Raw genomic sequence first — 10,949 nt, forward strand, 5'->3', positions numbered from 1 at the left:
AGCAAAATTATTAGATATCATCATAAAAAATAGATATATTTTGCAAACTACGCTCGATAGGTGCATTGCTGAACTGGATGAGAAAGATCAACGAGAAATTAAGGAGGCCTGGAACAAATGACAAGAATAGCAAAAACAAAAATTGGAGCTCAACAAAATGGCTACGGACGTATCGGATGTGATATAGAGATTTATAACGAAATTGCTGAAATTGCAGATAAATGTGGTTATACCCTAACAAGTCTAACTAACGCTTTGTTGGGCTATGCTTTAGAAAATAGTGAACTAACAGCAGAAACAAAAACAATTGAAGTTTTTAAATTTACTATAGGAAACGAGGATTTCAACAATGGTAACAATTAACAAACTAGAAATAGAAAATGTTAAGCGAATAAAAGCCGTTAAGGTTGAACCGTCTGCAAAGGGTTTAACAATTATTGGAGGTAACAATAACCAAGGGAAGACGAGTGTTTTAGATTCAATCGCTTGGGCATTGGGTGGTAATAAGTATAAGCCTAGTCAAGCGATGAGAGATGGTTCACAAGTACCGCCTACGCTAAAAATAACGATGTCAAATGGACTTATCGTTGAGCGAAAAGGAAAAAACGCTAGTCTTAAAGTCATTGACCCTGACGGTCAAAAAGGTGGGCAACAATTATTAGATAGTTTTGTAGAAGAATTAGCTATTAACTTGCCTAAATTTATGGATGGAACACCTAAAGAAAAAGCAGATGTTTTGCTTGAAATTATCGGCGTTGGTAATCAACTGGCTGAGCTGGAATTAAAAGAAAAAGAAATCTACAATCAGAGGCATACGATTGGTGTAATTGCTGATCAAAAAGAAAAATTTGCAAAAGAGATGACATGTTATCCAGACGCGCCTAAGCAACTTATTTCCATATCGGAACTTATCCAACAACAACAAACCATCTTAGCAAAAAATGGAGATAATGCAGCCAAGCGTCAAAATGTTGAGCGTATTCGTTATGATTACGAACAATCCAACTTAGAAGTTGATCGTTTAAGAAAGTTACTTGCTGAAGCTGAAGCTAAGACAAATAAATTAAGTGAAGACTTAAAAATTGCAAATACTAACGCTATGGATTTGCATGATGAATCAACTGCAGAAATCGAAGAAAACATTGCTCAAATTGATGAAATCAATCGTAAAGTTAGAGCTAATCTCGATAAAGAAAAAGCGGAAGAAGATGCAAAACAACATCGTGAAAAATACAATGAATTGACTGGACAAATTGATTCTGTTCGTAAAGAAAAACGTGACTTATTAACTAATGCAGACTTACCACTTGATGGGCTATCAGTCGATGATGGTAAGTTATTATATCTCGGTCAAGAGTGGGACAACATGTCAGGTAGTCAACAACTTATGGTTGCCACAGCTATTGTACGCAAATTGAAACCGGAATGTGGCTTTGTCTTAATCGACAAACTTGAGCAGATGGACAACATCACACTTGCACAATTTAGTCAATGGTTAGAACAAGAAGGACTTCAAGCTATTGCTACTAGAGTATCTACTGGTGAGGAATGTGCAATCATTATCGAAGATGGCTACTCAATCGAGAATGAAAAACATCAATCGATGGTTCAATCCAAAACTTGGAATTTTTAGAAGGGAGTGAAAAATGAATAGACAGATTACAAGTTTTATCTATTCATTACCTAAAGAAAAACAGATGTGGGGAGAGTTGTTTCTGCTCATTTCTATGAAATTAATAAATCCCAAAAATAATAATGATATGTTGCTTGAAATAATTAACACAAAAACATCTGATGGAAAAGTAACTACTAAATATATATTGAATATTAATACGGAGGAAGATTAATGCAAATCACAAGAGGAAAACGTGCAAGGGCTCAACGTGTTATCATTTATGGCCCAGAAGGGATTGGTAAGTCTAGCTTTGCGGCTCAATTTCCTGAACCGTTATTTATTGATACAGAAGGATCAACAGATAATATGGATGTAGCTCGCATGGATAAGCCAGCAAGCTACACTATGTTAAAAAATCAAATCGCTTGGGTTAAAGCCAATCCTACCAGTTGCAAAACATTAGTCATTGATACTATTGACTGGGCAGAAAGCCTAATTGTTGAAGATGTCTGCGCCCAGCATGGTAAAAAGGGCATTGAAGATTTCGGTTGGGGAAATGGTTATACATACACAAAGGAAGAAGTCGGTCGTTTTCTCAATATGCTTCAAGATTTAATAGAGGTTGGTATCAATGTGGTTCTCACTGCGCATGCTCAAATGCGTAAATTTGAACAACCAGACGAGATGGGAGCTTATGATCGTTGGGAGCTGAAGCTTGGTAAAAAGACTAGCTCTCAAACAGCTCCTTTGGTCAAAGAATGGTCTGATATGGTTTTGTTTGCGAATTACAAAACAGTCGTAATGACAAGTGAAACTAAAAAGAAAAAAGCAACAGGGGGTGCTCGAGTTCTATATACTCAACACCATCCAGCGTGGGATGCTAAAAATAGACATGGACTGCCTGATGAAATGCCACTTGATTATGCTGGTATCGCACATATATTTAACAGTGTGACTGCCACAGAAAACGACAATATTTCTCAACCAACTATTTCCAAAATGGAAACAATTCAACAAACGTCACAGCCGACAGTAAATGATCAATTGGCAACAAGTAATCCCCAAGTATCCTTACCAGAAACTTTGCCACAAGCTATCAAAGATTTGATGGTACCTGAGAACGTGACAGCGGATGAGTTGGTAAAAGTAGCTTACATTCGAGGGCACTTCCCAATGGGTACGCCAATCGAAAACTTCCCATCTGATTATTGGAATATGATTGTAGCGAACTGGAATGCGACTCTCGATGTGATCAAGACACAAGTAAGAGAATCTGCAGATATACCCTTTACTGTGGAGGGGGCGTAGTTTTTGGGAATTAAAAATAATAGCGAGGTATAACAAAGAATGGATAAAACAATCAAATTAAATTTGTCAGCGATTGGTGAAGGTGGTCTACAAGAAAAGGTAGATAAGGAACTTGAAAAAGTGTTTGATAATATTCTAGATCCTAACACTGATATTAAGACAAAACGGAAATTAACCATCACACTAACAATGACTTCTGACGAAACACGAGAGGTTGTTAGTACATCAATGGAAGTTAAGTCAACATTGGCACCACAAACAGGTGTAGCCACCACTGTGCTTGTCGGTCAAAAAGATGGCAAAGTGTATGCTAATGAACTTAAAAGCAAAATCCCTGGTCAAACATATTTTGATGAAGAAGCAATTTTACGAACAGATATTGGGCAGCCGATTGATGACCTTGAAAGAGGCATTAACGAAGATGTCATTGATTTTAATAAACAAAAGAAAGTAGGTAACTAATATGTCAGAAAATATTAAAGAAGCTTTGGAGTATGCAGTAAATACAGCTCACCACAGGCCTGAGACTATATTGGGTAATGATGGCAAAGAGTATTATGATCGCAACAAATATTCTTTGGTCGAACTCAAAACTAGACATTATCCAAAAAACTTAATTTTAAACACGCTTGACAGTTTGATTGATTATCTTAAATCAGATATGAACAATATTAATTCCAAGCGTCTTATGGTCATTGTAGAAGGCCCTCGTGAAGTTATTGTTTGTGAAGAAGACGATGATGAACTTAATCGAAATGTTTTAGTAACTGTGGAAGCAATTATTCCAAATGTTCAATTTGGTCGCTACGAATCCCCTTCAGACTTTAATATTAGTCTGCAGTCATTATTCGTTAATGCTGACGATCGTAACACAGTTATTGAATTTGCTAGTGCATTAAAAATCGAAAACGGTTCAGAAATTGTTGATGATGGCATTGGTCAAACTGCCACAATTAAACAAGGCGTGGCAAGCCTTGCAAAAGCTAAAGCGCCAAACCCAGTTACATTACGCCCATACCGCACATTTTCTGAAGTAGAACAACCTTCAAGCGAGTTCATTTTCCGCATTAATCAATTTGCTAATATGGCTTTGTTCGAAGCAGACGGAGGAAAGTGGCGCTTAGATGCTATCAATAATATTGCTAACTACTTAAAAGAAGCACTTGCTAATCAAACTAACATTACAATTTTAGCTTAATAGAAAACAGGAGAAATATCATGACACAACAATTTAATAACAACTTTGAACGCGAACTTGGATGGGATGATGAAATCTCACAAGATGGCTTACAATACGTTTCATTGACGCCGGGAGACTATCAATTTACTGTTACGAACATGGAACGTGCACGTCATACACCAAACGCACAAAATCCAGGGAAATTGCCTGCTTGTAACAAGGCTATTATCACAATTCAAATTGAAACAGCTGAGGGAATCGCTCAATTAACACACAATTTGTTCCTACATACTTCGACAGAAGGTATGCTATCAGCTTTCTTTGGGGCAATTGGTCAAAAGAAACATGGCGAACCTCTCAAGATGAACTGGAACACTGTTATCGGATCAAAGGGTGTCGCACGCATCAACAAGCGCAAAGGAACTGGACAATACGCTGATAAAGAATACGACAATGTTAAATCAATGATTTATGCTGACGAAGTGAACTGGACAAAAGTATTAAACGCAAACCAATCAGCACAATCTGTTCAGCAGACAGCACCACAGCAACAGTATCAGCAACCTACTCAAAATCAAGCGCCACAACAACAGCCAATGCAAAATCAACAACAAGCTCAAGGTAACTGGGGAGGATTTTAATGAAACTTAGACCTTACCAAGAAGAGGCGAGGTCGGCAGTGCAGCATGAATGGGAAGATGGCAAGAAGAGGACGCTTCTTGTCCTCCCCACAGGCTGTGGTAAGACGATTGTCTTTTCGAAAATTATCGAGGACAGGGTACGACGAGGTGAACGCGTTCTAGTTTTAGCTCATAGATCAGAGCTTTTGGAACAAGCTAGCGACAAGTTGATGACAGCGACAGGACTGAAAACAGCCGTAGAAAAAGCTGAAAACACTTCTTTAGGTTCGTGGTTTCGAGTTGTTGTTGGGTCCGTTCAAACGATGCAAAGAGAGAAACGTTTGAAACAATTCCCTGAAAATCATTTTGACACAATTATTATTGATGAGGCCCATCATGCCATCTCTGACGGTTACCAAAGAGTGCTTCAACACTTTAATAGTAGTAATGTTTTGGGAGTGACGGCAACACCTGACCGGGGGGATAAACAAAATTTAGGTAAATATTTTGATAGTTTGGCTTACGAATACTCACTAGTTGATGCGATAAAGTCAGGATACTTATCGAAAATAACAGCAGTTACTATTCCGTTAAATCTTGATTTATCATCTGTTGGGCAACAGTCTGGCGACTTCAAAGCGAGTGAAATAGGAACAGCTCTAGATCCATATCTTGAACAAATTGCTGATGAAATGGTTAAGCAATGCTCTAATCGCAAAACAGTTGTATTTTTGCCATTAGTTAAAACTTCTCAAAAATTTCGCGACATTTTAAATCAAAAAGGTTTCAAAGCAGCAGAAATCAATGGTGAATCTAAAGATCGCGGTGAAATATTAGATGATTTTGACAAAGATAAGTACAACGTTCTTTGTAATTCTATGCTTTTAACAGAAGGATGGGATTGTCCAACAGTCGATTGTGTGGTTGTTTTAAGACCTACAAAAGTAAGAGCTCTTTATAGCCAAATGGTAGGGCGTGGAACACGTCTAGCGCCAGGTAAGGAAAATCTCTTACTACTAGACTTCCTTTGGCACACAGAGCGTCACGAGCTATGTAGACCAGCGCATTTGATTGCAAAGACACCAGAAGTTGCTCAAAAAATGGTCGAGAACATGACTGAGGAGACTGAAGTAGCTTTTGAATTGTTGGAAGCTGAGGAAGTAGCTAGTAAAGATGTCGTGGCAGAACGAGAAGAGGCCTTAGCGAAACAATTAGCTGAAATGCGCAAACGCAAAAGAGCGTTGGTTGATCCATTGCAGTTCGAAATGTCAATCAACGCTGAAGACTTGGTGGATTACGTACCAGAATTTGGATGGGAAATGGCACCAGTATCCGACAAGCAAAAAAATGCCTTAGAAAAATTTGGTATTTTTACAGACGAGATTGGAAATGCAGGAAAAGCTACTAAGTTATTAGAACGACTAGCCAAGAGGAGAGAGACCGGCTTAACAACACCAAAACAAATCCGAATGCTAGAGCGATATGGTTTCAAAAATGTGGGCATGTGGAAATTTGAAGTAGCATCAAACATGATTAATCGTATTGCTGCGAACGGCTGGCGGTTACCTCGTGGCATTGTAGCTAGAGAATACCAACCTGAATAGGAGACAAAATAAATGGAAAATATGAATGAACAAATTGAAAAATTTATTAATGATTTTGTAAAAGAGGCTATCGAAAAATCTGATACATACGCTGATGCCATTTTGTATGTTAATAAGATTGCATCTCTTACAGAGTTAGGCCAAGTAATTAAAAAAGCTATTCAAGACAAAATCGGTGAATATGCCTTAAATAGCAAAATTAATTAAATTACTTCAATTTTAACAATCGCATTTGATGAGAAGTAAGTTCCAGGATTTTCTAAATCGAAGAAAAATTGTGAGTTAGCAATCAATTCTAAGAAACTAGGAACTAATCCATCGTGAACATGGTTCCATAATGAATATATTTTTGATAAAGACATAGCATCATTTGATTTAACTACACTTTGAAAACTTTGTTCTTCATGAAAAATAACAATAGAACCATCTGAAAAAGTAACTTTAATTTCAGGCATATAATTAACCTCCTTTCATTAGTTAATTATATCAGACAAAGAAAGGAAAACATGGCAGAGAATGATTTTAATTTGCTACCGTTGCTGGATTATATCAATCCTGCCACGGTGGATTATCAAACATGGGTCCAAGTAGGAATGGCCCTTAAACACGAAGGATACACTGCGATGGATTGGGATACTTGGTCTCAATCAGACAGCAGATATAAAAAAGGAGAATGTTTTGCTAAATGGGATAGTTTCCAAGGCAACGGACTTGGAACTATTACTGGTGCGACTATCACACAACTAGCAAAAGAGAATGGATGGGTGTCAGAATATCGCACAAACGATGAATCACATGAGTTAGATTGGGATTCGACAATTGATCGTGATTACAAGATTATCGATAAGAATTGGGTTGAATCAAAAGAAATTCAAGAACCTAAAAATTGGAATCCAGTACAAGATTTAATTACTTACATTGACACTCTTTTTGAATCTACTGACCGCGTAGGATATGTCACAGAGACTTACCCTATAACTTTAGATAACGGAGAAATTATCTATAAACCAACCAAAGGTGCTTACGATAGGACAGCAGGTCAGTTAATCCAAGAACTTCAAAAAAATCCAAATGATATCGGAGCAGTTTTCGGAGACTACAAAGAGGAGGCAGGTGCTTGGATTCGGTTCAATCCGTTGGACGGTAACGGAGTTAAAAACGATAATGTTACTGATTTTAGATATGCGCTGGTTGAATCTGACACGATGCAGCTTGGTAAACAATATGCGCTCTTTAAAGAGTTAGAATTACCCATCGCAACGTTAACCCACAGTGGTAAGAAATCATTACACGCTATTGTAAAAGTTGATGCTAGAGACTATCAGGAATATCGTAAACGTGTAGATTATATCTATCAAATCTGTAAAAAGAACGGTCTTGAAATCGACACTCAAAATCGAAATCCCAGTCGGTTGTCACGTATGCCTGGAATCACAAGGGATGGTCACAAGCAGTTCTTGATTGACACCAACATTGGTAAGACGAATTACGAGGAGTGGTATCAATGGATTGAAGATCTAAACGATGACTTACCAGATCCAGAAGGACTAGCAGATGAATGGGATAATCTTCCTGAACTAGCACCAGAACTGATAAAAGGTGTGCTGCGACAAGGACACAAGATGCTTATTGCAGGTCCTTCTAAAGCAGGTAAGTCATTTGCGTTAATTGGACTATCTATTGCGCTTGCTGAAGGCAAAAAGTGGCTAGGCTGGCAGTGCGAACAAGGTAAAGTATTATACGTCAATCTTGAATTGGATAGACCATCTGCACTTCACCGTTTTAAAGATGTTTACAAAGCGATGGGATTACCTCCTACAAATGTAGCTAATATCGACATTTGGAATTTGCGAGGGAAAACAGTGCCAATGGATAAGTTAGCACCAAAGCTAATCCGTCGAAGTCTTAAAAAGAATTACCAAGCAGTTATTATTGACCCAATTTACAAGGTTTTGACTGGTGACGAAAACTCTGCTGATCAAATGGCACACTTTACCAATCAATTTGACAAAGTGGCTACCGAGCTTGGCTGTAGCGTTATTTACTGTCACCATCACTCTAAGGGGAGCCAAGGCGGGAAAAAATCCATGGACCGCGCTAGTGGTTCAGGAGTATTTGCTCGAGATCCTGACGCTTTAATTGACTTGGTAGAGCTAGATTTGACCGATGAATTAATTAAAACACGATCAGATAAAGCGACCGCTAAAATTTATCAAAAAGCTTTGAAAGAAAAGAATTTAGCTTACTATCAACAGGAAGTAACGTTAGATGACTTAGAAAGCCGCTATCAAATGCAACAACATTTTGACAAAGGTATCTCAGATATCATGGTTAAACAACCCTATTTGCAAGAAATAAAAAAAGTCCAACACGCTATTGAAATCAGTACAGGTTGGAGAGTTGAGGGAACGCTACGTGAATTCGCAAAATTCCAACCTGTCAATATGTGGTTTACTTATCCCGTTCATGAAGTTGATACAACCGGTGTGTTAGCTGACATCCAGTTGGAAGATAACAAACCTCTTTGGCAAAAAGCAAAAGAGGCTAGGAAAAGTAAAGAAGAGAATCTCAAAGAACGGAACCAAAAACTTGAGACTGCATATAGTGCTTTATTCGATGGTTCAACACCAGTTACAGTCCAAGAAATTCGTGAATATTTGGACTTAAAATCAAATAAGAGTGTTGAAAATTATATCAAAGAACATGATGGTTACGATGTCAAAAAAGGTATTGTGTTCCAAATTTCTGATAACAAAGAAACAGAAAAGAAAGAAAATAACTAGAAGAATTCTAAAGAAAAATTATGTTATTTTCTTTTCTAAAACAAGAAAAATACTAGTTAATTTCTTTTCTGTTTAATTTTAGAAAAACAAGAAAAATACTAGTTAATTTCACGAAAGAAAAGAGTATAGACTTAAAAGTCGTAATAGGATTGTTTTTCCTTCGTCAAAAGTCAAAGAGAAAAGGAAAAGGGGCTGTAAGTCCTGCCCCTTTATCCTTTGTCTCATCTTTGACAAAGGCGCACATAAAACACACAAATTGGAAATGAGGTAAAAATGCTTAGAAGTAAAAAAGTTAGGTCAAAGAAATTAGAGGTTGGTAAATACATGCCACCTTTGTACCATAAATTACCATGTAATGATTACAATCATGAACGATCAGAAGTGTTGAGGTGGGTTTCCGAACAGCCTGATTTACTTGAATGGACATTTGCTCAACTAAAAAGTGCAGGCTATGTTAAATACAATTCAGAAACAGGTACATGGTCTGGTGTGGAAGATTGGGAGTAATATGAATATTGAATTTTTTATTCCGATGAAAAAAATACCTACAACGACACACCAACAAAAGAAGGTTCGTGTGGTGAATGGTAAGCCGCAGTTTTATGAACCGGATTCGCTGAAGGAAGCTCGAGCAATGTTCATGAGTAGGTTTGCGAAATATACTCCTGAAGAAGCTCTTAGCGGTCCACTTAGATTAACGATAAAATGGTTGTTTCCTAAAATAAAAAAAGCATCTAATGGACAGTACAAAGATACTAAGCCAGATACTGACAATCTCAATAAATTGCCAAAGGATTGTATGACAGAGTTAGGTTTTTGGCATGATGATGCACAAGTCGCAAGCGAAATTATCGAAAAATTTTGGGCAGATAATGTAGGTATTTATGTGAAGGTCGAACAATTATGAAAATTGATTATATTGATTTTTTTGAACGAGTGGTCCCGAAATGGATGCGTGAAAGTAATCAAAAGATGAAAGAAGTTGGATTCAATACAGAGGCTTACTGGCTGTGGGCTAACCATTCCATTGTAGAGATTTGTGATAGTTATAACAATGACTCGCTAATTAATGGGCAATTTCATCTCATTTGGGAATGGTTGGAAGGAAAAGCAAAAGTAGGCTAAAGAGGTGTAGAAATGAAAATAAAGAATGTCTTTAAAAAAATCGGTGATTGCATCGTGCTGATTAATCTGACGATTGTCCCAGCGTTTATGGTCTATCAAATTAACAAAACAAACCAAAAACTTGCGATTCTTGAAGAGAAAATCAGCAAACTGCCAGTACGCTACACAGCCGATTCTGTCGGCGGTGTTGGCTATATCAGTGCTAAAGATGGTAACGAGATCACTGTCCCTGGATACGGAAAGTTTTTACTGAACGACGCAGAGGCGGAAGTTTTCCATGTTGGCGATAAAGTGCCAAGCTATGTTTTGAAGAGGGGGGATTGAAATTTTTATGAGAGTAACGTTTAATGGGAAATTTAGTTTTATACTAACTTATATTTTTCACTTCATTGTCATTGATTGGGTTTGGAAACAGTTAGAAATAGTATTTTTAGGTAAAGTAAACGGCAATGACGCAGACTCAATTTTACTTATTCTATTATGTCTATACATTACATGGATTGAGGAAAGGATTACAAAATGAAAATTAATGAACTTAAAAAAGGCGATAAAGTTTGGGTTAGAGGTTTTATTGATTGTGATGGTGATTTGATGTTTGGCAACGACTTGACATATATAAAGTCGTCGCTAATATACACTATAGACAAAGAAGATATTAAACTAGATGGGTATGACATGTCGCAAGCAAAAGAATCGTTAAAACCAGAAGTTTCT

The 10,949-nt window shown here is 37.3% G+C and carries 15 protein-coding genes and 1 pseudogene; 15 read left to right on the forward strand and 1 reads right to left on the reverse strand.

The genetic code is table 11. The features are described from left to right. Positions 1-117: 117 nt before the first annotated feature. From AKK44_RS01475 to AKK44_RS01515, 9 genes are read left to right on the forward strand one after another with little or no spacing between them, the layout of a single operon-like run. Positions 118-363, forward strand: coding sequence for a hypothetical protein (locus tag AKK44_RS01475; protein WP_054278198.1), 246 nt, complete (start codon positions 118-120; stop codon positions 361-363). After that, a complete protein-coding gene (locus AKK44_RS01480; protein ID WP_054278199.1) occupies positions 350-1,633 on the forward strand; it encodes an AAA family ATPase in 1,284 nt (427 codons plus the stop codon). Before AKK44_RS01475 ends, AKK44_RS01480 begins: the two co-directional genes overlap by 14 nt. Before the next feature lie 13 nt (positions 1,634-1,646). Beyond that, positions 1,647-1,847: a hypothetical protein gene (locus AKK44_RS01485; RefSeq protein WP_054278200.1), complete on the forward strand. Its 201-nt coding sequence runs from the start codon at positions 1,647-1,649 to the stop codon at positions 1,845-1,847. Beyond that, the gene (locus AKK44_RS01490; protein WP_054278201.1) at positions 1,847-2,923 is read left to right on the forward strand and encodes an ATP-binding protein; all 1,077 of its coding nucleotides are present in this window, start codon (positions 1,847-1,849) and stop codon (positions 2,921-2,923) included. Before AKK44_RS01485 ends, AKK44_RS01490 begins: the two co-directional genes overlap by 1 nt. 39 nt (positions 2,924-2,962) lie before the next feature. Further along, positions 2,963-3,385 (forward strand): hypothetical protein, encoded by a 423-nt coding sequence (locus AKK44_RS01495; RefSeq protein ID WP_054278202.1) that lies wholly within the window; start codon positions 2,963-2,965, stop codon positions 3,383-3,385. A 1-nt stretch (position 3,386) separates the two neighbouring features. Continuing rightward, the gene (locus AKK44_RS01500) at positions 3,387-4,121 is read left to right on the forward strand and encodes a hypothetical protein (RefSeq protein ID WP_054278203.1); all 735 of its coding nucleotides are present in this window, start codon (positions 3,387-3,389) and stop codon (positions 4,119-4,121) included. A gap of 20 nt (positions 4,122-4,141) precedes the next feature. After that, positions 4,142-4,744: a hypothetical protein gene (locus AKK44_RS01505; RefSeq protein WP_054278204.1), complete on the forward strand. Its 603-nt coding sequence runs from the start codon at positions 4,142-4,144 to the stop codon at positions 4,742-4,744. Further along, on the forward strand, positions 4,744-6,327 hold the full coding sequence (locus AKK44_RS01510; RefSeq protein ID WP_054278205.1) for a DEAD/DEAH box helicase: 1,584 nt from the start codon (positions 4,744-4,746) through the stop codon (positions 6,325-6,327). The genes AKK44_RS01505 and AKK44_RS01510 overlap by 1 nt, the downstream gene beginning before the upstream one ends. 12 nt (positions 6,328-6,339) lie before the next feature. Then, positions 6,340-6,534 (forward strand): hypothetical protein, encoded by a 195-nt coding sequence (locus tag AKK44_RS01515; RefSeq protein WP_054278206.1) that lies wholly within the window; start codon positions 6,340-6,342, stop codon positions 6,532-6,534. Here AKK44_RS01515 and AKK44_RS01520 read toward each other — a convergent pair. Further along, complete coding sequence (locus tag AKK44_RS01520; RefSeq protein WP_054278207.1) at positions 6,531-6,782, reverse strand: hypothetical protein; 252 nt, start codon at positions 6,780-6,782, stop codon at positions 6,531-6,533. The genes AKK44_RS01515 and AKK44_RS01520 overlap by 4 nt on opposite strands. Before the next feature lie 51 nt (positions 6,783-6,833). Here AKK44_RS01520 and AKK44_RS01525 point away from each other — a divergent pair, with 51 nt between their 5' ends. The 6 genes and pseudogenes from AKK44_RS01525 to AKK44_RS01555 all read left to right on the forward strand — a co-directional run. Then, positions 6,834-9,110: an AAA family ATPase gene (locus AKK44_RS01525; RefSeq protein ID WP_054278208.1), complete on the forward strand. Its 2,277-nt coding sequence runs from the start codon at positions 6,834-6,836 to the stop codon at positions 9,108-9,110. Between the two features lie 273 nt (positions 9,111-9,383). Further along, on the forward strand, positions 9,384-9,617 hold the full coding sequence (locus AKK44_RS01530; protein ID WP_054278209.1) for a hypothetical protein: 234 nt from the start codon (positions 9,384-9,386) through the stop codon (positions 9,615-9,617). A 1-nt stretch (position 9,618) separates the two neighbouring features. Continuing rightward, on the forward strand, positions 9,619-10,017 hold the full coding sequence (locus AKK44_RS01535; RefSeq protein WP_054278210.1) for a RusA family crossover junction endodeoxyribonuclease: 399 nt from the start codon (positions 9,619-9,621) through the stop codon (positions 10,015-10,017). Continuing rightward, entirely contained in the window at positions 10,014-10,235 is a 222-nt protein-coding gene (locus tag AKK44_RS01540; protein WP_054278211.1) for a hypothetical protein, read from the forward strand. The genes AKK44_RS01535 and AKK44_RS01540 overlap by 4 nt, the downstream gene beginning before the upstream one ends. A gap of 12 nt (positions 10,236-10,247) precedes the next feature. After that, complete coding sequence (locus AKK44_RS01545) at positions 10,248-10,559, forward strand: DUF1372 family protein (protein WP_054278212.1); 312 nt, start codon at positions 10,248-10,250, stop codon at positions 10,557-10,559. A gap of 195 nt (positions 10,560-10,754) precedes the next feature. Continuing rightward, positions 10,755-10,949, forward strand: a pseudogene (locus tag AKK44_RS01555) (hypothetical protein); the annotation flags it as partial.

It is taken from the genome of Streptococcus phocae (genome assembly GCF_001302265.1).
Lineage (GTDB): Bacteria > Bacillota > Bacilli > Lactobacillales > Streptococcaceae > Streptococcus > Streptococcus phocae.